The following is a 20,875-nucleotide window of genomic DNA, read 5'->3' as shown; positions in this document are numbered from 1 at the left end:
TTCACCAGGTCCGTGTTCGAGAGTCACGTGCTCCCCGAGCCGAACCGAACAGGAGACCGGTGTGCACCGCCACCACCACCGTCACCATCGCCGTCGCCATGGGCACCGCGGAATCCGGCTGTTGAGCCTGGCCGTCGCCCTGATGTCCGTCGTGGCCCTTCCCGGCGCCGCGTGGGCGGACGGGGACGACGGATCCGAGTTCCGGGCCCCGTCCGAGGCCGAGCCCCCGTCCAGGGGCGAATCCCCGGCGCCTTCGGGGTTACCGGCCGGGGCCCCCGCCGCCCCGGTCACCACCGGCGCGATCTTCAACGACCCCGCGGGCACCAGCGCCCAGCGGGACAGGATCAGGAACCACGTCGTCTCCCTGATCGACGGCTCCCCGGCGGGCGGCTCGATCAGCCTGTCCCTCTATACCTTCACCGACGACAGCGTCCGCGAGGCCCTGATCGCGGCCAAGGAACGCGGCGTCGCCGTCCGGGCGATCCTCGACTACAAATCGCACGAGACGGTGACCGCCGGCGGTGAGTACGAGAACCTCGCGGCGGGCCTCGGCACCGACCGCGCCCGGCCGTCCTGGGTGATGTCCTGCCCGTCGAACCGCTCGTGCGTCGGCAACCGCGCGATCGGCAGCCGCGCGATCGACCACAACAAGTTCTTCCTCTTCTCCCGCACGGGAGGCGCGGAGAAGGTCGTCGTGCAGACCTCGGCCAATATGACCGGCACCCAGCGCACCGACCTGTTCAACAACGCCGTGACGATCGCCGATCCCGGTCTCTACGACAACTACGCGGCGTACTTCTCCGACCAGCTGAAGTACGGCGCCTCGGGCCCGGGGCTCGCGACGTACTACCGGACGCCGTCCAGCGCGACCGACCCCGCGTACAAGACGTACTTCTTCCCGCGCCGGGAGACGTCCGGTACGGACTACCGGAAGGACCCGGCCACCGACACGGTCAAGCTCCTCCTCGACAAGGTCGCCTGCTCGTCGACGCGCCGCTCCGAGGTGCGGATGGCGGCGAACCTCTTCTACCGCGACCAGATCGCGAGCAAGCTCGTGGCCATGAAGAAGGCGGGCTGCCTGGTGTATCTCGCGGGCGACGGCAATCCGAACGGCGGGGGCACCGGCGTACCGTCGCTCGGCAGGACCGTCACCTCCCTCGTCTCCGGGAAGCTCACGCAGCGCGTGGAGTGCTGGGAGGACCCGCCCACGAGCGGGGCGCCGAAGATCGGGCTGCACTCCAAGTACGTGCTGGTGAAGGGCACGTACGAGGGGGTCGCCGACAAGAAGATCGTCTGGACCGGGAGCCACAACTACTCGTGGCAGGCGCTGCGTTCCAATGACGAGACCCTGCTGAAGATCGACGACGCCGTGGTCCACGACCAGTACAAGGCCAACCACGATCATCTGATGCGCTACTGCGCCGGCACCTGAGGACGCGGGAGAGGGCGGGCCCCCGCGCCGGGGTCCCGCCCTCTCCTGTCGTGTCCCGTCCTCTGCCGTCCCTCTCCCGCTCCCCGGCCCTCTCCCGCTCCTCGGCCGGTTCCGCGCTACTCGGTCTTGATGGCCGTCAGCATGTTCAGCTTCGCGGCGCTGCGCGCCGGCCACAGCGCGGCGAGCACCCCCACCAGACCGGCGAGAACCAGGAAGATCCCGATCCGGTCCCACGGGATGACCAGCGCGTAACCAGGGACTTGGTCCTTGATGGTCTGACCGATCGCCCAGGCCAGGAAGGACCCGAGCCCCACCCCGATCACCGCGCCGAAGAGCGAGATGACAACGGCCTCCAGCCGGATCATCCGCTTGACCTTGGCCCGGTCCAGGCCGATGGCCCGCAGCATGCCGATCTCCTGCTGACGCTCGAAGACGGACATCGCCAGCGTGTTGACGACCCCCAGGATCGCGATGACCAGGGCCATCGCCAGCAGGCCGTACATGATGTTCAGCGCGGTGTTGATGAAGCCGCCGAACTCGTTCCTGATGTCCTGCTGGTCCATCATCGTGATCGCCGGGTTCTTGCCCAGCGAGTCCACCAGCGCCTGCTCGTTCGCGGCGCTCGCGCCGCCGTCCATCTTCACCCACACCTCGGGGATGTACGGCGTGGCCTCGTGCGTGGACGCCAGCTCGGTCGACATCAGCACCGGCGAGAGGAACTCGTTCTTCTTGTAGGTGGCGCCGACCGTCAGCTCGCCCGTCTTCTTGTCGCTGAAGGTGACCTGCACGGTGTCACCGAGCTTCCAGCCGTTGGACCTCGCGGTGTCCTCGGCGACCGCGATCTCGCCCTGGGCGAGCGCGTCCAGTGAGCCGGAGACCGAGGCGATGTTGATGACCTTCTCGATGTCCCCGGGGGTGACCGCGGAGGCGGAGTGGTAGTCGCCCTTGATCTCCAGCCCGGCGGACTGCTGCGGGGAGACCGCGATCACGCCGGGCGCCTTCTCCAGCGCGGTCAGCACGCTCTGGTCCAGGTCGCCCGCGGCAGCCATCGTCACCATGTAGTCGGCCTTGATGTTGTCCGTGGTCATCCTGTCCACGGCCTGGCCGACGGTGACACCGATCACCGTCAGCCCGGTGACCAGCGTGAGCCCGATGGCCAGCGCGGAGGCGGTGGCGCCGGTACGCCGCGGATTGCGGACCGCGTTCAGCCCGGCCAGCTTGCCGGACACCCCGAAGACCCCGCGCAGCAGCGGCCGTACCAGCGCGATGACCGGACGGGACAGCAGCGGGATCAGCACGATCACGCCGATCATCGTCAGGAACGCGCCGCCGCCGATGAGGATCCGGCCGTCGGAACCGGCCGCGGCGCCCGCGACGATCACGGCGGAGCCGAGCAGGGCCAGCGCGCCGCCGATGGAGTTCCGTACGACGAGCGACTTGGTGGTGGCCACGCCGTGCACGCTGTTCATCGCGGCCACCGGCGGGATCTTCGCGGCCCGGCGGGCGGGCAGCCAGGCGGCGAGCAGCGTGATCAGCACCCCGACACCGAAGGCGGCGCCGACCGCGGTCGGCGAGACCACCAGCGCGCCCGCGGGTATCTTCGCGCCCGTCACGCCCATCAGCGAGCGCAGCGCGATGGCGAGCCCGAGACCGAAGAGGAAACCGATCGTGGAGGCGATCACGCCGACCACCGCGGCCTCGGCCAGCACCGAGCGCTTGACCTGGCGGCGTGAGGCGCCGACCGCGCGCAGCAGCGCCAGCTCCCTGGTCCGCTGGGCGACCAGCATGGTGAAGGTGTTGGAGATCAGGAAGACGCCGACGAAGAGCGCGACGGCGGCGGAGCCCAGCAGGATCTGGTTGAGGCTGGAGAGGCTCCTCTCGATCTGGTCGGCCTGCTCCGTGGCGAGCTGCTCGCCGGTCTTCGCCTCGGCGTTCTTCGGCAGCAGGGGCTTGAGCTGGTCGAGGATCCGGCTCTCGGAGGCACCGGCGGCGGCCGTGATCGTGAGATCGCTGTAGAAGCCGGGCTCCAGATAGAGCTTCTGCGCGACGGCGGTGTCGAAGAGGACGAGACTGCCGCCCGCGTTGACCTGTCCGTCGTCGGTGGTGAAGACACCGGAGAGGGTGTACTCCTTCACCGGCCCGTTGGTGGCGACGCGTACCGGCTCGCCGACCGTGTACTTCCCCTTGGTCGCGGTCGTCCTGTCGAGTGCGATCTCACCGTCCTTGGTGGGACCCGTGCCCTCGGAGAAGGAGTAGGCGGCGTCCTGGCCGTTCTCGCCCGGGGCGAAGTTGGAGCCGTTGTTGGACCAGCCGTCGCCGATCAGCTTGCCGTCGGGGTCGGCGACCCCGGCGAAGCCGCTGACCCGGCCGGTGACGGAGGCGACCCCGTCCAGGCCCTCGATCTTGCCGACGGTCTCCTGGCCGACCCCGGGGGTCGCCTTGGCGTCGTCGGTGTCGCCGGAGTCGCGGGCGTCGTACGCGGTGACGCCGACGGCGACGTCCTTGAAGCTCTTGGACGACTGCTTCTCGAAGGCGTTGCCGAGGGTGTCGGTGAAGACCAGGGTGCCGGAGACGAAAGCGACGCCGAGCATGACGGCGAGGACGGTCATCAGCAACCTGGCCTTGTGCGCGAGCACGGTGCGCAAGGCGGTACGGAACATGGTGGAAGTCCTGGTGAGGGTGGGCGGAGAGGGCAGGCCGAACAGACGGGCCGACACGACGGACCGGACCGAGGGGCGGAAACCGAGGGGCGAAGTGGGGCCGACTGCCGGAGCGTCAGCGCGAGTGGGCCGCGTACGGGTCAACGAGCACGCACGGACGGAGCGCCACGTACGGGTGGAGCAGCACGTACGGGTGGAGCGCCACGTACGGGTCAACGGTCACGTACGGGCCGAACGGAACCGACGGAGCGTCAGCTCGTACGGCCCTTGGCGTCGAAGGCCTTCATCCGGTCGAGCACCCCGTCGGCGCTCGGGTGCAGCATCTCGTCGACGATCCGGCCGTCGGCGAGGAAGATGACGCGGTCCGCGTAGGAGGCGGCCACCGGGTCGTGCGTCACCATGACGACGGTCTGGCCCAGTTCGCGTACGGAGTTGCGCAGGAAGCCCAGCACCTCGGCGCCGGAACGCGAGTCCAGGTTCCCGGTCGGCTCGTCGCCGAAGATGATCTCGGGCTGGGAGGCCAGCGCGCGGGCGACGGCCACACGCTGCTGCTGGCCGCCGGAGAGCTGGGTGGGCCGGTGGCCGAGCCGGTCGGCGAGACCGATCATCGAGATCACCTGGTCCAGCCACTGCTTGTCGGGCTTGCGGCCCGCGATGTCCATCGGGAGGGTGATGTTCTCCAGGGCCGTCAGGGTCGGCAGCAGATTGAACGCCTGGAAGATGAAGCCGATCTTGTCCCGGCGCAACTGCGTGAGCTGCTTGTCCTTGAGGGTCGACAGCTCGGTCTCGCCGAGCCGTACGGAGCCGCTGCTGAAGCTGTCGAGGCCGGCCACGCAGTGCATGAGCGTGGACTTGCCGGAGCCGGACGGGCCCATGATCGCGGTGAACTCTCCCTGCCGGAAGTCCACGGAGACCCGGTCGAGGGCCACCACCTGGGTCTCGCCCAGGCCGTAGACCTTCGACAGATCGGAGGCGCGGGCGGCCACGGCGGTCGCGCGGGGGGCGAACTGGGTGGTGGTCACGGGAGAACACTCCTGTCGGTGGTGCGCTGTGAGGACACCTCCATCCTCATGGCGGGGGGAGCGCGAGTCGTCCGCCGCGGTAACCGTTCCCGGGGCCGTCTTGGGTCTGACCGCCGTGCCGCGCCCTCCTCCTCGGGGATGACTCGACTCCTGGGACAGGTCCTCCGCAGGTCGCCTCAAGGCCACGCGTACGCGGCGACGATGCCAAATGCGTGACCGGGCGGCGACTTTTCGTCATTCCTGCCCGCCCTGGTCAGGGATGACCACCCCGGGCCCGGCATGTGTCGATGGCCCGGTACGTGTGCTGACGCACCCTCAGAAGTCAATAAAATAAGACAACATCGGGTAGCCGCTCGGCTGTTCGAGTGGCCTGCCCCGATAGGCTCCTGTGCCAACGCGCCGTTGCGCGCTTGCCCGGATGGTGGAATGCAGACACGGCGAGCTTAAACCTCGCTGCCCCTCGGGGGCGTGCCGGTTCAAGTCCGGCTCCGGGCACATCACCGGTGATGGACAGGACGGCCGGCGCCGGTGGGTGCGCCGGTCCGATCCGGGAGCGCTCCGGCGTGACGGTCAGGCGTGAAGGTCAGGCGTGAAGGTCAGGCGTGAAGGTCCGATGTGACCTTCCGATGTGACGAGACGCACCCGCCGGGCGTCACGATCCTGGAAAGATCCTCCCCGAGCACTAGGGCGTACGCTTTGCTGCCCCATTACTCTTGTCGCAAGGCCGCGCAGGGCGGCCATGGAGGAGTGAGATGAGGAGCAGTAACCCGGTCTTCTCGCGACGGGGCTTCAGCCGCGACAACGGCCACGCGGGCTTCAACGCGGCGCCGCAGGCCGGGGGCCCCGCTGTAGCGACGAACCCGTACGCGACCAACCCGTACGCCACCAACCCCTACGCCCCGCAGCAGGGCACCCAGCTCGGCGGCCCGCAGGCGCCCGCGCGCCCCGACGTCATGACGATCGACGACGTCGTGAGCCGTACCGGCATGACGCTGGGCACGGTCGTGCTCACCGCCGTCCTGTCGTGGGTCCTGCTGCCGGTGGACCCCGCCAACCTCGGCAAGTCGTACGGCATCGCGATCGGTGCCGCGCTGGTGGCGATGGTCCTGTCGCTGGTCCAGTCCTTCAAGCGCAAGCCGACGCCCGCGCTGATCCTGGCGTACGCCGCCTTCGAGGGTGTCTTCCTCGGTGTGATCAGCTCCGCGGTGAGCACCTACCTCGCGCCCGGTGTGGTCGTCCAGGCGGTCATGGGCACGATGGCGGTCTTCGCCGGTGTGCTGTTCGCCTACAAGATGCGCTGGATCCGGGTCACCCGGCGCTTCTACGGCTTCGTGATGGCCGCCGCCATGGGCTTCGTGCTCCTGATGGTCGCCAACCTGCTCTTCAGCGTCTTCGGCGGCGGTGACGGCCTCGGCTTCCGCAGCGGCGGTCTGGGCATCATCTTCGGCATCGTCGGGATCATCCTCGGCGCCTGCTTCCTCGCGCTCGACTTCAAGCAGGTCGAGGACGGCGTCGCGTACGGCGCTCCGCGCGAGGAGTCCTGGCTCGCGGCCTTCGGTCTCACGCTGACGCTGGTGTGGATCTACCTGGAGATGCTGCGGCTCTTCTCGATCCTGCAAGGCAACGACTGACGACTGACGCCTCACGGCTGAGTAGCACGAAGGGGTCCGCGGGCACTGTGCCCGCGGACCCCTTCCGCTGTGTCCGACTCCGCGGAGTCCGACGGCTCGGGTCTCGGGTGTCGGGTGTCGGTTGCCGGGTCAGAGCAGGCGGCGGGCCGCCCGCCGCAGGTCGTATTCGTGGATGATCGCCTTCGCGTGGCCGTACGCGAGGTTGTGCTCGCTCCTCAGCCAGCTGACCTTCTCCTCGAAGCGGAAGAGGGCCGGACCTTCCTCGACCGCGCGAAGCCAGTCGGAGATCTCTCTGCCGGTGCGGTGAGGGATGCGGGAGAGCATGTTGCGATGGGTCTCTTCGGAGAAGACAAGGGACATCGGCGCCTCCGGATGTTGTGCGCGTACTGGTCCTTCACGCCACCGTGCCTGAGCGCTGGCCTGTTGGCAACAGTCCCGTAGGAGAGCTTGTCCGGTCGCGTAAGGTCGCGGCGTGCTCGATACAACGCCGCTGACGGCCGCAGTGGACCGATTCGCCGACCGCCTGCGGGCCGCCCCGCAGAGCCGGCTCCAACGCGGAGCCGCCGCCGAGGCACTGGCGCTGGCCAGGGAACTCTCCGTACGGGCCCAGCGGCTCGACGCCCCCGGCGAGGAGCCCAGGATCATGCCGGACTCCGGCGTCTTCGTGGTCGCGGACCAGCTCACGGTCGCGGCCGGGGATCTGGCCGAAGCATTGCGTACGGCCCCGTCCGTGAGGGAGCTGGACGAGGCCGTGAGATCGGTGGAGAAGGCGGCGGCGCGAGCCGCGCTCTGAGGGCGAGCCGCGGCGGGCGGGGCCGGACAGGGCCTAGAGGGACGCGATGACGCGGTCCGCGAGGATGTAGACGTGCTCGCCGCCGCACGAAAACGTCAGGGCGTACGCGCCGGAGACGCCGGAGCCTCCCAGCAGGACCGGGGCCTCGCCCTCCCGCAGCGCCCCGGCGAGCCGCTCGGCGGTCTCGCGGTGGCCCGGGGTCATGCAGAGCGTCGTGCCGTCGGCGAAGACATAGACGTCGAGGGTGCCCAGCGGGCCGGGCCGGACGTCCGCGAGCGCCGTACCGGTCTCGGCGAGCGCGTCGAGCCGCGACACCGTGCGCTCGTGGTCGGTGACGACCGGGGCCTGCACCGGGACGAAGTCCGGGTGCGAGGGGTGCCGGCGACGGGCGGCGGCCAGCTCGGCGGAGTCCTCCGCGAACTCACCGGCCTCACCCATCCCGCTCACCTCGGTCAGCTCCGGGTAGTCGGCCAGGTCGTCGAGTCCGTCGGCGGCGTCGAGGTCCAGCGCCTCCAGCCCGGCGAAGTCCACCTGGCGGGGCACGTAGTACGGGCTCTCCTCGGTACCGAATCCGGGCAGCCCGCCCAGCAGCGACGGGGTGTCGGCGGCGTCACGGGCCTCCTGGGCGGCCCAGAAGGCACGGGCCTCGGCCAGCTCGCGCTCGCGCTCCTCGGCGAGGGCCTCCGCGACGGCGGTCCGTATGTCGTCGGCGTGGGTGGCGCTTCTGGCCTGGGGTACGGCCGCGGTGAGGTCGCCCGGGACCGACGCGGCCAGCTCACCGCGCAGCGCGCTGACCTGCCTGCGCAGCCCGTGGGCGGCGTGCAGGGCGGCGACGCCCACGGCCGTGGCGGCGGCTGTGGTCAGCAGCAGGGCAAGAGACATGGCGCTCACTGACTACTCCCGATTCCGATCGATACCCCCGACTTCCTACCTCAGCTTGTCGAAGGCGAGAGCCGTCCGTCAGTGCATTACGTCACGAATTGGACAGGTCTTTGGGCCTTATACCTCCCCTGAACGCGGCTCTGACCTGGGCAAAGGAATCTCCCCCGGGCGTAGGTCACATCCTGGGGGAGATTCAGTCACAACTGAGGATCGCGGGGGTTGAGATGCGCTTATCCGACTCGCGCGACTACTCTCCGCTAAAAATCCGGTCCGGTCCGGTTCAGCTCATGCGCTCGATGACCATGGCCATGCCCTGGCCGCCGCCTACGCACATCGTCTCCAGGCCGAACTGCTTGTCGTGGAACTGGAGGCTGTTGATCAGCGTGCCCGTGATCCGTGCGCCGGTCATGCCGAAGGGGTGGCCGACGGCGATGGCGCCGCCGTTGACGTTCAGCTTCTCCAGCGGGACGCCCAGGTCCCGGTAGGACGGGATGACCTGGGCGGCGAACGCCTCGTTGATCTCGACCAGATCGATGTCGTCGATGGTCAGCCCGGCACGGGAGAGCGCCTGCCGGGACGCCTCGACCGGGCCGTAGCCCATGATCTCGGGCGACAGACCGGTCACGCCGGTGGAGACGATCCGGGCCAGCGGGGTCAGGCCCAGCTCGCGCGCCTTGGTGTCGGACATGATCACGAGCGCGGCGGCGCCGTCGTTGAGCGGACAGCAGTTGCCGGCCGTCACCAGGCCGTCCGGGCGGAAGGCGGGCTTGAGGCCCTGGACACCCTCCAGCGTGACGCCCGCGCGCGGGCCGTCGTCCTTCGCCACGACCGTGCCGTCCGGGGTCGTCACGGGCGTGATCTCGCGCTCCCAGAAGCCGTTCTTGATCGCTTCCTCGGCGAGGTTCTGGGACCGTACGCCGAACTCGTCCATGTCCTGGCGGGTGATCCCCTTGAGACGGGCGAGGTTCTCGGCGGTCTGGCCCATCGCGATATAGGCGTCGGGGACCAGGCCGTCCTCGCGCGGGTCGTGCCATCCGGCACCCGTGCTCTGCGCGACCTCGGCGGTGCGGGCCTCGGCGTCCGCGAAGACCGGGTTGTGGGTGCCCGGCATGCCGTCCGAGGAGCCGTTCACCGAGCGCGAGACCATCTCGACCCCGGCCGAGATGAAGACATCGCCCTCGCCCGCCTTGATGGCGTGCAGCGCCATCCGGGAGGTCTGGAGGGACGAGGAGCAGTAGCGGGTGATGGTGCAGCCGGGGAGGTGGTCCATGCCCAGCTGTACGGCGACGATCCGGCCGAGGTTGTGGCCCTGCTCGCCGCCGGGCAGGCCGCAGCCGAGCATCAGGTCGTCGATGTCGCGCGGGTCGAGGCCGGGGACCTTGGCCAGTGCGGCTTCGATGATCGTGGCGGTCAGGTCGTCGGGCCGCAGTTCCTTCAGCGAGCCTTTGAAGGCCCGGCCGATGGGGGAACGGGCGGCAGAGACGATCACGGCTTCGGGCATCACGGCTCCATGAGGACGGAAGTGGACGGGTGAGGGCTGACGTGACGGGTGGGAGTGGGCGGTAGGAAAGAGGGCAGGTCTGTCTGGGAAGTTACCCGCCCGTAGTGCCGGGGGCACCGGGCGGGACATGTGATGCGGACCTCTTTTCTAAGCGCTTGCTCACGCGGCGGTGACCGGGACCGGGACCTGACCGGGACCCGAGGCCGGGCCAGGTCCCGGTCCCGGTGTCATGCCTCCCAGCCCACCTGCCGGGTCTCCTCGGCGTCCGGCGGCACGTCCGGAGGCACGTCCGGAGCCACGTCCGGCGGCGTCGCTCCCGGCGCTCCCGGGACGGCCTCCGTCGGGACGGCCCCCGCCGGGGTCGCCTCGGCCGTGGTCGGCAGATGACGGCGGCGCCGGTGCTTCAGCAGGGCCCACGGGGCACGGGCGCCGGTGACCTCGGTGCCCGCCTGGGACGCCGCGGCCGAGGCCGCCTTCGCCACCGGCAGCATGTCCTCGTCGCGGGTCGCGTCGAGGCGGTCCGTCTCCGGCCACAGGTTGAGGACCGCGCACAGCGTGGGCAGGACGGCCATCGCGGCCGTCGCGTACCCCTCGGCGGAGGGGTGGTAGTTGTCCGGGCCGAACAGCTCCCGCGGATTCGCGGCGAACTCCGGGCCCAGCAGATCGCCCAGCGAGACCGTGCGGGCGCCCTGCTCGACCGCCACGATCGTCTGGGCGGCGGCCAGCTGCCGGCTCACCCGGCGCGCCAGCCAGCGCAGCGGCTGGTACACCGGCTCGATCGTGCCGAGATCCGGGCAGGTGCCGACGACCACCTCCGCCCCGGCCGTACGCAGTCGCCGTACCGCCGCCGCCAGGCACCGCACCGACTGTGTCGCCGGCAGCCGGTGCGTGACGTCGTTCGCGCCGATCATGATCACGCAGACGTCCGGGACCCGGGCCGGATCCGACAGCAGCAGGGTCACCTGCCGGTCCAGATCGTCCGACCTCGCTCCCGGCAGTGCCACGTTCCACAGATCCACGGGCCGCTCGGCGACCGCGGCGAGCCCCGAGGCCAGCAGCGCCCCCGGGGTCTGCCCCGCCCGCCGTACGCCCTGTCCCGCGGCCGTGGAATCGCCGAGCATGCCCATGCGCAGCGGTTGGGTGTGCCCGAAGGCCAGTCCGTACCATCCGTCGCCGCTGGGCGGTACGGGGGCGCTCCCGCCGCCCACCGACCGCTTCGCCAGCTGGACCTCCGCCAGCAGCACTCCGACGCCCGCCGCCCCCAGCAGCCCGATGCTGCCGCCGCCGTAGGCCGCACCCGCGGCGATCCGCCGCGCCACCCTCGCCCTCGACACAGTCCGTGCCACCTCCTCCAAGCCGCCGTACGCACGAGTACGCGCGTGTACATCAGCTAACTGCCCCGTAAGGACTGTCGCCCAATCTCACGCGTATGCGCATACGCTGGCCGGACCATCACGGAGACCCCGGAGACAACGGTGCAATTCCACGACTCGATGATCAGCCTGGTCGGCAATACCCCGCTGCTGAAGCTGACCAGCGTGACCGAAGGCATTCAGGCGACAGTCCTGGCCAAGGTCGAATACTTCAACCCCGGCGGTTCGGTGAAGGACCGCATCGCCCTGCGCATGATCGAGGCAGCCGAGGAGAGCGGGGAGCTCAAGCCCGGCGGCACGATCGTCGAACCGACGAGCGGCAACACCGGCGTCGGCCTCGCCATCGTGGCCCAGCGCAAGGGTTACAAGTGCGTTTTCGTCTGCCCGGACAAGGTTTCCACGGACAAGATCAATGTCCTTCGGGCCTACGGCGCCGAGGTCGTCGTCTGCCCGACGGCCGTCGATCCCGAGCACCCCGACTCGTACTACAACGTCTCCGACCGGCTGGTCAGTGAGACGCCTGGGGCCTGGAAGCCGGACCAGTACAGCAACCCGAACAACCCGCGCTCGCACTACGAGACGACCGGTCCCGAGCTGTGGAAGCAGACGGACGGCAAGATCACCCACTTCGTCGCGGGCGTCGGCACCGGCGGCACCATCACCGGGACCGGCCGCTTCCTCAAGGAGGCCAGCGACGGGCGGGTACGGATCGTGGGCGCCGACCCGGAGGGATCGGTCTACTCGGGCGGCTCCGGCCGGCCCTATCTGGTCGAGGGCGTCGGTGAGGACTTCTGGCCGACGGCGTACGACAGCACGGTCACGGACGAGATCGTCGCCGTGTCCGACAAGGACTCCTTCCAGATGACCCGGCGCCTCGCCAAGGAGGAGGGCCTGCTCGTCGGCGGTTCCTGCGGCATGGCGGTGGTGGCGGCGCTGAAGGTCGCCGAGGGGCTCGGCCCGGACGATGTCGTGGTCGTTCTGCTGCCGGACAGCGGCAGGGGCTACCTCAGCAAGATCTTCAACGACGAGTGGATGAACGACTACGGCTTCCTGGAGCAGGGCGGCGACGCGGTGAGCGTCGGGCACGTCCTGCGTCACAAGGAGGGCGCCATCCCGACCCTCGTCCATATGCACCCGGAGGAGACGGTCGGCGAGGCCATCGAGGTCCTGCGGGAGTACGGCGTCTCGCAGATGCCGATCGTGAAGCCGGGCGCCGGCCACCCGGACGTGATGGCCGCGGAGGTCATCGGTTCGGTCGTGGAGCGGGAGCTGCTCGACGCGCTCTTCACTCAGCGCGCCTCGCTCGGCGACCCGCTGGAGAAGCACATGTCCTCCCCGCTGCCGCAGGTGGGATCCGGCGAGCCGGTGGCCGATCTGATGGCGGCGCTGAGCGGTACGAACGGCGCCGACGCCGCGATCGTGCTGGTGGAGGGCAAGCCGACAGGCGTCGTGAGCAGGCAGGATCTGCTGGCGTACCTCTCGAAGGACGTGAAGTAGCGCCGGGGACCGCCCGGCCGGAGCCGCGACGGCGCGGGTTCGCGAAAGTGGTACGAGCGCGACACGTCAGCGCAGCACCGGCTTAACACGCGTCCGGCACATTGGTGGTTGTCGGCGTCAAGGACCTCCGGAGCGGCTCCCGGACTCCATGGACGCCCGGACACGAGACCGGCCCTGACCCGGAACGTGTCCCTCGCGGGGACCGTCGTCGTCCCGCCCCCCGGCAACGGGGGTGCGGCGGTCCCCGCGACTACTTCTTCCGAGTGATTCTTCAGCCCGCGGCAACCGTCGGCCGAAGGCCCGCGGGACCACCGGTTCGGCCCGCGGGGAGCGTCCGCTCCCCGGCCTCGGTCACCCCTCCCAGTCGGATTCCTCGCGCTGCTTGCGGTCGGCCCAGGGCCAGCCGCGGGCGGCGTGCACCGCGTTCACCGCGACGATGCCCAGCCAGCAGACGACCAGGCCCTTGAAGCCGGTGTTCACCGCGGCTATCGCGGTCAGCGGAATGGCGAGGACCAGCGAGACGACGCCGAACCCGAAGCGCCCGCCGAACCCCGTCGAGGCGCCCGGCGGGCGGGGGCCGCCGCCCCGGGCGGCCGCCATCTGCTGTTCGGCGAGCCGCCGGCGGACATGACGGTCGGTCATCCCGTCCATGCGCTGCTCCACCTTTTCGAGGAACGATTCGATCAGTGCGGGCTCGTAGTCCGCCCCCAGCTCGTGACGGGCCTGAAGGGTGGCGTCGAGCTCCTTCTTGAGCTCAGGGTCGCGGGCTTCCATGGTGGCCACGGTACGAAGCGGGACGTCCCCCGCGCATTGGGGCTAGCCCCCGTTCTTCCCTGCGGGATTCCTCAGGCCGTGGTCCGCCGCCCAGGCGTTCGCGACGTCCTCCGGGTCCTTCTTGTCCTTGTCCACCTGGCGGTTCAGCTCCGTGAGGGCCTCGGTCGTCAGGGCGTTGCCCAGCCGGGCCAGTGCCTTGCGCACGGTGGAGTCGGCCTTGCGGTCGGCGATCAGCGGGACGATGTGCTGACCGGGGACGAGGTTCTTGGGGTCGGTGAGGACCACCCAGCCCTCGGCGGCGATGTCCGTGTCCGTGGTGAAGAGATTGGCGACGTCCACATCGCCCTTCTTCAACGCGCCCTTGACCAGCGGTCCCGAGGAGTCCAGCGACTTGAACTCCTTGAACTCCACGCCGTACACGTCCTTGAGCCCGACGACGCCCACGACCCGCTTCTTCACCTCGGGCGCCGCGCCGATGACCAGCTTGCCGTTCTGCTTCGCCAGATCCGCCAGCGTCCTGAGGCCGAATCTGTCGGCGGTCTCGCGGGTGACGGCGAAGGCGTCGGAGTCCTCGGCCTTGCCGTACGGGAGGATCTGGAGGCCCGCGGGGAGGGCGACGGCGAGGGCGTTCTGCATCTCGCCCTCCTCCGTGGCGGTCGCCTCGGGGTCCAGGTAGTGCAGCAGCGCGCCCTGGTACTCGGGGAGCAGATCGATGTCGCCGCCCTTGAGCGCCGGGATGAGGATCTCGCGGGTGCCGAGGTTGGGGCGGACGGTCGTCTTCACCCCCGCGGCGCCGAGCACGGCCGCGTAGAGGTGGCCGAGGATCTGGTTCTCGGTGAAGTTGGCGGTGCCGATGGTGATGCCGTCCGCGCTGGAACCGCCGCCCCCGCCGCCGCTGCCCTGGCCTTCGAGGGAGGTGATCCCGCTGCTGCACGCGGCGAGCGCGGGGACGGAGGCCGCGGCGAACAGGCCGCCGAGGAGCCTGCGCCGGTTCATCGGTGAGTTCGGGTGCGCGTTCGGGTTCGGGTTCGCGTTCATGGGTGAGTCCGAGGTCACGGGAGTGGTCTCCTAGGCGGCGGTGCGGTGGCGGAAGAGGACGCGCTGAAGCCCCGACAGCGCCAGATCGAGGACCACGGCGACGACCGCGACCAGCACGGCTCCGCCCAGTACCTGGACCAGGTCGCGCTGGGCCAGGCCGTCGAAGACGTACCGGCCGAGCCCGCCGAAACTGACGTACGCGGCGATGGTCGCCGTCGCCACCACCTGGATCAGCGCGAGCCGCAGCCCGGTCATGATCAGCGGCAGCGCGAGCGGGATCTCGACCTGGAGCAGCACCTGACGGCCGCGCATGCCCTGGCCCCTGGCCGCGTCCTTCACCTCCGGGTCGACGGCGGTCATCCCCGCGTACGTGTTGGTCACGATCGACGGGACGGCGAGGGCCACCAGCGCCACGTACACGGGGGTCATGGACAGTCCGCTGGCCAGGAAGACCAGCACGACGAGCCCGACCGTGGGCAGGGCCCGGCCGAACGAGGCGAGGTTGATGGCGAGGAACGCGCCCCGTCCCGTGTGCCCGATGAGCAGCCCGACGGGCAGCGCGATCAGCGCGGCGATCACGGTCGCGATCAGCGAGTACTGGAGGTGCTCGGCGAGACGGTGTCCGATGCCGTCCGGGCCCGTCCACTGCTCGCTCGACACCAGCCAGGAGCCGAGGTCCTTGAAGAGTTCGTACATGTCGGGTCAGACCTTCCCGCTCTGAGGCTGCCGCTGCCGCCGCGGCTGCCGCTTCGGCTGCCTCGTCCAGGGGGTGAGCACGTACTGCACGGCCACCAGCAGCGCGTCCGCGACCAGCGCGAGCAGCAGGGTCAGGACGACGCCGACGACCACAGGGGTCGGGAAATTGCGCTGGAAGCCGTCGGTGAAGAGCTGGCCGAGGCCGCCGTCGCCGATATAGGTCGCGACGCTGACCAGCGAGATCGACATGACGGTGGCGATCCGTACGCCCGCCATGATCACGGGGAGCGCGAGGGGCAGCTCGACCGTGAGGAGCGTACGCAGCGGACGCGTGCCCATGGCGACGGCGGCCTCACGCGCCTTGGCGGGGACGGACTCCAGTCCCTCGACGGTGTTCCGCAGCAGGACGACCAGCGTGTAGATCGTCAGGCCGATGACGGTGGTGGTCCTGGTCAGCCCGGAGACGGGCAGCAGCAGGACGAAGACCGCGATGGACGGGATCGTGAACAGGACGTTGGAGAGCCCGAGGAGGAAGCCGCGCAGTGGCCGGACGCGATGGGCGAGTACGGCCAGCGGGAGCGAGATCAGCAGCCCGAGGAGTACGGCGGTCAGGGCGGCCTGGAGATGGGAGAGGGTGAGGGTGGTGAGATCGCCCGCGTGGTCGGATATCCACGCCCACTCGACGGTCATGCGGCCCCGCCCGGGGTCTTCGAGATTGCTTTGGCGGTGTCCCGCGAGGGGCCCGGCGTTTTGGTGAGGCCTTCGGCCGCCCGCGCCGCCTCCTGGTGTCTGCGGCCCGCGTGCTCGTGGATCGCCTCGCGCGAGGTGACCCCGGTCAGCACGCCGTCGGCGTCGACCCGGGCTATCAGACCGGCCGGGGAGGCGATCGACTCGTTCAGCGCGGCGAGCAGCGAGTCGGTGTCGCGCAGCGGCCGTACGGGCGTGAGCGGGGCGGCGGGAGAGGCGGCGTCCGCGCCGTACGGGTCGTGCCAGCCCAGCGGCTCGTTCCGCGCGGAGACGACCAGACACGGCCCCGAGCCGGCCGGGGGCGCCGGCGCGTCCTCCCGTACCGTCGTGGCCCGCTGGAGCGGCACCTCCGCGAGCGTCGTCAGGGAGAGCAGCTTCAGCTCGCGCTCCGCGCCGAGGAAGTCGGCGACGAAGTCGTCCGCCGGGCCGGCCAGCAGCTCTGCGGGGGCGGCGCACTGGACGAGGTGGCCGCCGGTCCGGAAGACGGCGATCCGGTCGCCGAGCCGTACCGCCTCGTCGATGTCGTGGGTGACGAACGCGATGGTCTTGTTCAGGTCGCGCTGGAGACGGATCAGCTCGTCCTGGAGCTGGGTCCGTACGACCGGGTCGACGGCGCCGAACGGCTCGTCCATCAGCAGCACCGGCGGATCGGCCGCGAGCGCCCTGGCCACCCCGACGCGCTGCTGCTGGCCGCCGGAGAGCTGGTGCGGGTAGCGCTTGCCCGCCTCGGCGGTCAGCCCGACCGTCTCCAGCAGCTCGGCCGCCCGCGCACGGGCCTTCCTGCGGCCCCAGCCGAGCAGCAGCGGCACGGTCGCGATGTTGTCGAGGACCGTACGGTGTGGAAAGAGGCCCGACTGCTGGATGACATAGCCGATACCGCGCCGCAGCTCGGCGGCGTCCTGTTCGAGCACGTCCCGGCCGCCGAGCCGGATGGTCCCGGACGTCGGGTCGACCATCCGGTTGATCATGCGGAGGGTGGTGGTCTTGCCGCAGCCCGAGGAGCCGACCAGGACGGTGATCCCGCCCTCCGGCATCTCCAGCGTGAGGTCGTGAACCGCCGTGGTGCCGTTGGGGAAGCGTTTGTTCACCGCGTCGAATTTGATCATCAGTCGTCCCTTGCCCCGCGTCCCTTGCCCGGCTGCATATAGTCATGCAGAGTTCTCGTTGTCTGAATAGATTGTCAATGCCCCCGGGTAAATCACTGGTTACGGATGGCCGCAGGGCAAGACATAGCGTCCGATAAGGAGGCGTTCGCGCATGATGTCGTCCCACATGATGGACCCGTCGGCTTCGCGCACCACCCCGAGCACGGCCATCGTCGTACTGGACGGACAGAGCCTCCCGGTGACCGATGTCGTACGCCTGGCGGACGGCGCCGCTCGTCCGGTACCCGGAACCGACGCGATGAAGCGTGTCGAACAGAGCTGGCACCTCGCGCGCGAGCTGGCCGCCTCCGGCCGGGTGTACGGACGCTCCACCGGCGTCGGCGCCAACCGCACCGAGGCCGTGCCCACCGAGGCCGCCGCCGACCACGGACTGCGGTTGCTGCGCAGCCACGCCGGTGCCATCGGCGACCCCCTGCCCGCCCGCGAGGTCCGCGCCATGCTCGCCATACGGGCCAACCAGCTCCTCGCGGGCGGCGCGGGACTGCGGCCCACCGTCGTCACCGCCCTCTGCGAGGCGCTGGAGTCCGGCGCGTACCCCGTGGTGAACGAGTTCGGCTCGGTCGGCACGGGCGATATCGCGGCCCTCGCCCAGATGGGTCTGGCCCTCGCCGGTGAACATCCCTGGCGGGGCGGCCCGGCGCCCGACGCGCAGCCCCTCGACAACAACGACGCCCTCGCCCTGATCAGCAGTAACGCCCTCACCCTCGGCCAGTCCGCGCTCGCCCTCCACGAACTGCGCCGGCTCACCACCGCCACCGAACTGGTCGCCGCGCTCTCCCTGCTCGCCGTCGACGGCTCGTACGAGGCGTACGCGGAGCCCGTGCACGCCGCGCGCCCGCACCCCGGCTCGTACGCCGTCGCCGCCGACATGCGGGCGATCCTCGGCGCCCCCGAACGGCCGGGACCGCCCCTCGGCCGGATCCAGGACCCGTACGGCTTCCGCTGTGTCCCGCAGATCCACGGCCCGGCACGTGACGCCGCCGACGCGCTGGAGAACGCCCTCGCCGTCGAGATCAACGCCGCCGCCGAGAACCCGCTGATCCGCCCCGGCACGGAGACGGACCCGATCCCCGCCGCGTACCACCACGGCGGCTTCTATCTGGCCCAGGTCGCGCTGGCGCTCGACCACTTCAGGCTCTCGCTCGTGCAGACGGCGCGGCTCTCCACCTCCCGGCTCTCCGCGCTCAACGAGCCCGCGTTCACCCGGCTGCGGCCCTTCCTCGCCGACGCCGAGCCCGCCAGCTCCGGGGTGATGATCCTGGAGTACGCGGCCGGGGCGGCCCTCGGCGATCTGCGGGCGTTCTCCGCGCCGGCCTCGCTCGGCCACGCGGTACTGTCCCGTGGCGTGGAGGAGCAGGCGAGCTTCGCCTCGCTCGCCGCACGCCAGACCCTGCGCCTGGGGAGCGCGTACCGGCTGGTCGTCGGCTGCGAACTGGTCGCCGCCGTACGGGCCATGCGCCAGCGCGGACTGCGGCCGGATCCGGGGCTTCCGGTCGGCCGGGCCTTCGAACTGGCCGAGACCGTACTCCAGGACGAGGCCGCCGACCGGCCGTTGACCGATGATGTGACAGCCGCCGCCGCGCTGCTCGACCGGTTCACGGACCTGGTCACGGATCTCGTGACGTATCCGGTGAACGGTCCGGCCACGGCGGGCCGGACCATGGCCGAACCGACCGAACAGACAAGGGGGATCGCATGAGCGACAGCCCTGCCGCCCGACTCCAGCAGCTCTTCGAGGGCCACCGGCTGACCCCCACTCAGCGGCGCATCGCGCACAGCATGGTGCGGCGGCCCGCGGACGCGCCCTTCCTGTCGAGCGTCGAGCTGGCGGACCTGGCGGGAGTCAGCCAGCCGTCCGTCACCCGCTTCGCGGTCGCGCTCGGCTTCGACGGCTATCCGGCGCTGCGCCGGCATCTGCGCGATGTCGCGCCCGTCGGCCCGGAGGAGGGCGAGTCCACGTACAACGAGTACCAGCAGGCCGTACGCGGCGAGATCGAGAACCTGCGCCGGCTGGCCGAGCTGCTCGCCGATCCCGGCCCGGTCGAACAGGCCGGGCGGCTGCTCGCCGCCTCCCGCCCGCTGCCGGTCCTCGGCCTGCGCGCCGCCTCCTCGCAGGCGCGCGGCTTCGCCTACTTCGCGGCCAAGGTCCATCCGGACGTACGGCTGCTCGACGAGGGCGGCACGATGCTCGCCGACCGGATCGACGCGGCCAGGACCGCGGGCGCCACCGCGCTGCTCTGCTTCGCGCTGCCGCGCCACCCGAAGGAGGTCGTGGACGCGCTGGCGTACGCGCGGTCGGCCGGGCTGACGGTGGTGACGGTCGCCGACTCGGCGTTCGCGCCGGTCGCGGGCCACAGCGACCTGCTGATCCCGGCGGCGGTCGGTACCGGGCTCGCCTTCGACACGGCGTGCGCGCCGATGCTGCTGGGGCGGGTGCTGCTGGAGGCGATGTGCGACGGGCTGCCGGACGCGCAGGCGCGACTGGAGGAGTTCGACGCGCGGGCGGCGGCGCGGGGGCTGTTCGTGGAGTGAGTGACGTCCTGTCAGGGGCTCTCTTCCCAGGGGCCCTTCGGCCAGGGGCTTTCAGGACGGGCCGTGGGTGACGCGGATCTTGGACTGGCCGTGCGGCAGCTCCTCCCAGTCGGCCATGAAGCGGGCCGCCAGACCGTGCTTCCCGGCCAGGGCGATCAGCGTCTCGGTGCGGTAGTAGAAGTCCTCCCGCAGCACCTGATGCTCCGTGCCCTCGGTGCGGTCGAAGGTGAAGTCGAACCAGCCGCCGGGGGCCATCACCCGGCCGACGTTGGCGAAGCACTCCTCGATGACCGTGAGCGGGGAGTGCGAGAAGACGCTGTGCGCGTGCACCACGTCGAAGTGCGCCTCGGGCAGGAAGCGCAGGGTCAGATCGCGGACCGGGGTCAGCGTGGGCAGCCGGTTCTGGAGATGCTCGCGCACCATCGTGTCCTGCGCGGCGGCGAGGATGTCGGGGGAGATGTCGATGCCGTAGTAGTGGCCGGGCTCCAGGTGCCTGATGAACCGCCAGCCCGCCCGCAGATTGCCGCACCCGATCTCCAGCATCCGGTGCTCGGGGCGCAGACCGTGGCTGAGCAGATAGTCGAACTGCATCGCGCCCAGCGCCAGCCACCGTTCACGGCTACGGCTGCCGACCGCCGCGTCCGGGTCGGCGCGGGTGTCGGACCGCATCACCGCGCGGTAGTACGCGACGTGGTCCGGCCAGCGGTACCGCAGCCACGCGTCCCGGGCCGCGCGGACCAGATGGCGCGGCACGCGGTCGGGATGGCGCAGCGCGTAGGAGACGCGGTGCCCGAGGGCGGCGCGATTGACGGTGACGTTCTTGGTGGCCACGGGGGCACTTCCTCCTCGTACGGAGCGGACGCGGCGGCCGTGCCGGACCGGGACAGGGCCCGGCTTCGCCTCGCGGGTTTTCTCGGTACCAGCCTGGGCGCGCGAGCGCGCGCCGGACGCGGCCGACCGGCTCTCCCGCGGGGACGGTTCGGCGGACGCGGGTGTCAGCCGATTGGAGGTTGCGGTGCAGCGTCGGGCACGCTGATGCCGGACGAGCACGGGAGACCCCGAGCGATGAGGAGGCCGGCGGTGCGGCACCGTACGGAGTCATGCCGGTCGTGCGGCCCGTGACGGCGGTGG

General features: G+C 70.7%; 18 protein-coding genes and 1 tRNA gene. 7 read left to right on the top strand and 12 right to left on the bottom strand.

The window, feature by feature from the left end; genetic code table 11:
- The first annotated feature begins 121 nt into the window (after positions 1-121).
- Positions 122-1,432, top strand: a complete 1,311-nt coding sequence (locus CU044_RS19470) for a phospholipase D-like domain-containing protein (RefSeq protein WP_240045700.1) — start codon at positions 122-124, stop codon at positions 1,430-1,432.
- Between the two features lie 116 nt (positions 1,433-1,548).
- Here CU044_RS19470 and CU044_RS19465 read toward each other — a convergent pair whose 3' ends face one another.
- On the bottom strand, positions 1,549-4,092 hold the full coding sequence (locus CU044_RS19465; RefSeq protein WP_129769997.1) for an ABC transporter permease: 2,544 nt from the start codon (positions 4,090-4,092) through the stop codon (positions 1,549-1,551).
- A 251-nt stretch (positions 4,093-4,343) separates the two neighbouring features.
- Positions 4,344-5,114 carry an ABC transporter ATP-binding protein gene (locus CU044_RS19460; protein ID WP_129769996.1) on the bottom strand — a complete coding sequence of 257 codons (771 nt, stop codon included), beginning with the start codon at positions 5,112-5,114 and terminating at the stop codon, positions 4,344-4,346.
- Between the two features lie 412 nt (positions 5,115-5,526).
- Here CU044_RS19460 and CU044_RS19455 point away from each other — a divergent pair.
- Positions 5,527-5,609, top strand: a tRNA-Leu gene (locus tag CU044_RS19455).
- Between the two features lie 257 nt (positions 5,610-5,866).
- Positions 5,867-6,745 (top strand): Bax inhibitor-1/YccA family protein, encoded by an 879-nt coding sequence (locus tag CU044_RS19450; RefSeq protein WP_129769995.1) that lies wholly within the window; start codon positions 5,867-5,869, stop codon positions 6,743-6,745.
- Between the two features lie 129 nt (positions 6,746-6,874).
- Here CU044_RS19450 and CU044_RS19445 read toward each other — a convergent pair whose 3' ends face one another.
- Positions 6,875-7,105 carry a DUF4287 domain-containing protein gene (locus tag CU044_RS19445; protein ID WP_129769994.1) on the bottom strand — a complete coding sequence of 77 codons (231 nt, stop codon included), beginning with the start codon at positions 7,103-7,105 and terminating at the stop codon, positions 6,875-6,877.
- A gap of 112 nt (positions 7,106-7,217) precedes the next feature.
- On the opposite strand from CU044_RS19445, the gene CU044_RS19440 reads away from it, so the two are divergent.
- The gene (locus CU044_RS19440) at positions 7,218-7,538 is read left to right on the top strand and encodes a hypothetical protein (protein WP_129769993.1); all 321 of its coding nucleotides are present in this window, start codon (positions 7,218-7,220) and stop codon (positions 7,536-7,538) included.
- A 33-nt stretch (positions 7,539-7,571) separates the two neighbouring features.
- On the opposite strand, the gene CU044_RS19435 is transcribed toward CU044_RS19440, so the two are convergent.
- The 3 genes from CU044_RS19435 to CU044_RS19425 form a co-directional block, all read right to left on the bottom strand.
- Positions 7,572-8,420: a hypothetical protein gene (locus tag CU044_RS19435; protein WP_193564005.1), complete on the bottom strand. Its 849-nt coding sequence runs from the start codon at positions 8,418-8,420 to the stop codon at positions 7,572-7,574.
- Between the two features lie 280 nt (positions 8,421-8,700).
- Entirely contained in the window at positions 8,701-9,921 is a 1,221-nt protein-coding gene (locus CU044_RS19430) for an acetyl-CoA C-acetyltransferase (RefSeq protein WP_129769991.1), read from the bottom strand.
- Positions 9,922-10,148: 227 nt separating this feature from the next.
- Complete coding sequence (locus tag CU044_RS19425) at positions 10,149-11,240, bottom strand: SGNH/GDSL hydrolase family protein (protein WP_129770009.1); 1,092 nt, start codon at positions 11,238-11,240, stop codon at positions 10,149-10,151.
- A 156-nt stretch (positions 11,241-11,396) separates the two neighbouring features.
- Here CU044_RS19425 and CU044_RS19420 point away from each other — a divergent pair, with 156 nt between their 5' ends.
- Complete coding sequence (locus tag CU044_RS19420; RefSeq protein ID WP_129769990.1) at positions 11,397-12,791, top strand: cystathionine beta-synthase; 1,395 nt, start codon at positions 11,397-11,399, stop codon at positions 12,789-12,791.
- 351 nt (positions 12,792-13,142) lie between these two features.
- Here the strand turns inward: CU044_RS19420 and CU044_RS19415 are convergent, their stop codons facing one another.
- The 5 genes from CU044_RS19415 to CU044_RS19395 form a co-directional block, all read right to left on the bottom strand.
- Positions 13,143-13,565, bottom strand: a complete 423-nt coding sequence (locus CU044_RS19415; RefSeq protein ID WP_129769989.1) for a hypothetical protein — start codon at positions 13,563-13,565, stop codon at positions 13,143-13,145.
- A gap of 42 nt (positions 13,566-13,607) precedes the next feature.
- Positions 13,608-14,561 carry an ABC transporter substrate-binding protein gene (locus CU044_RS19410; protein WP_129770008.1) on the bottom strand — a complete coding sequence of 318 codons (954 nt, stop codon included), beginning with the start codon at positions 14,559-14,561 and terminating at the stop codon, positions 13,608-13,610.
- A 72-nt stretch (positions 14,562-14,633) separates the two neighbouring features.
- Positions 14,634-15,299 (bottom strand): ABC transporter permease, encoded by a 666-nt coding sequence (locus CU044_RS19405; protein WP_129769988.1) that lies wholly within the window; start codon positions 15,297-15,299, stop codon positions 14,634-14,636.
- A 6-nt stretch (positions 15,300-15,305) separates the two neighbouring features.
- Complete coding sequence (locus CU044_RS19400; protein ID WP_129769987.1) at positions 15,306-15,989, bottom strand: ABC transporter permease; 684 nt, start codon at positions 15,987-15,989, stop codon at positions 15,306-15,308.
- Positions 15,986-17,152 (bottom strand): ATP-binding cassette domain-containing protein, encoded by a 1,167-nt coding sequence (locus CU044_RS19395; RefSeq protein WP_129769986.1) that lies wholly within the window; start codon positions 17,150-17,152, stop codon positions 15,986-15,988. Before CU044_RS19395 ends, CU044_RS19400 begins: the two co-directional genes overlap by 4 nt.
- 154 nt (positions 17,153-17,306) lie before the next feature.
- Here CU044_RS19395 and CU044_RS19390 point away from each other — a divergent pair, with 154 nt between their 5' ends.
- Entirely contained in the window at positions 17,307-18,911 is a 1,605-nt protein-coding gene (locus CU044_RS19390) for an aromatic amino acid ammonia-lyase (RefSeq protein ID WP_129770007.1), read from the top strand.
- Positions 18,908-19,744, top strand: coding sequence for a MurR/RpiR family transcriptional regulator (locus CU044_RS19385; protein ID WP_129769985.1), 837 nt, complete (start codon positions 18,908-18,910; stop codon positions 19,742-19,744). Before CU044_RS19390 ends, CU044_RS19385 begins: the two co-directional genes overlap by 4 nt.
- Positions 19,745-19,795: 51 nt before the next feature.
- On the opposite strand, the gene CU044_RS19380 is transcribed toward CU044_RS19385, so the two are convergent.
- Positions 19,796-20,575 (bottom strand): class I SAM-dependent methyltransferase, encoded by a 780-nt coding sequence (locus CU044_RS19380; protein WP_129769984.1) that lies wholly within the window; start codon positions 20,573-20,575, stop codon positions 19,796-19,798.
- Positions 20,576-20,875: the final 300 nt, after the last annotated feature.

Origin of the sequence: Streptomyces sp. L-9-10 (genome assembly GCF_004151105.1) — a bacterium.
Lineage (GTDB): Bacteria > Actinomycetota > Actinomycetes > Streptomycetales > Streptomycetaceae > Streptomyces.
Note: the sequence above shows the minus strand (reverse complement) of the source record. Positions and strands in the feature narration are given on the sequence as shown.

Excerpts from the sequence above, each read along its gene's own strand:
- CU044_RS19385 (WP_129769985.1), top strand. The coding sequence starts at position 18,908 with ATGAGCGACAGCCCTGCCGCCCGACTCCAGCAGCTCTTCGAGGGCCAC.
- CU044_RS19390 (WP_129770007.1), top strand. The coding sequence starts at position 17,307 with ATGTCGTCCCACATGATGGACCCGTCGGCTTCGCGCACCACCCCGAGC.
- CU044_RS19430 (WP_129769991.1), bottom strand. The coding sequence starts at position 9,921 with ATGCCCGAAGCCGTGATCGTCTCTGCCGCCCGTTCCCCCATCGGCCGG.
- CU044_RS19450 (WP_129769995.1), top strand. The coding sequence starts at position 5,867 with ATGAGGAGCAGTAACCCGGTCTTCTCGCGACGGGGCTTCAGCCGCGAC.
- CU044_RS19395 (WP_129769986.1), bottom strand. The coding sequence starts at position 17,152 with ATGATCAAATTCGACGCGGTGAACAAACGCTTCCCCAACGGCACCACG.
- CU044_RS19400 (WP_129769987.1), bottom strand. The coding sequence starts at position 15,989 with ATGACCGTCGAGTGGGCGTGGATATCCGACCACGCGGGCGATCTCACC.
- CU044_RS19445 (WP_129769994.1), bottom strand. The coding sequence starts at position 7,105 with ATGTCCCTTGTCTTCTCCGAAGAGACCCATCGCAACATGCTCTCCCGC.
- CU044_RS19435 (WP_193564005.1), bottom strand. The coding sequence starts at position 8,420 with ATGTCTCTTGCCCTGCTGCTGACCACAGCCGCCGCCACGGCCGTGGGC.
- CU044_RS19405 (WP_129769988.1), bottom strand. The coding sequence starts at position 15,299 with ATGTACGAACTCTTCAAGGACCTCGGCTCCTGGCTGGTGTCGAGCGAG.
- CU044_RS19465 (WP_129769997.1), bottom strand. The coding sequence starts at position 4,092 with ATGTTCCGTACCGCCTTGCGCACCGTGCTCGCGCACAAGGCCAGGTTG.
- CU044_RS19415 (WP_129769989.1), bottom strand. The coding sequence starts at position 13,565 with ATGGAAGCCCGCGACCCTGAGCTCAAGAAGGAGCTCGACGCCACCCTT.
- CU044_RS19410 (WP_129770008.1), bottom strand. The coding sequence starts at position 14,561 with ATGAACCGGCGCAGGCTCCTCGGCGGCCTGTTCGCCGCGGCCTCCGTC.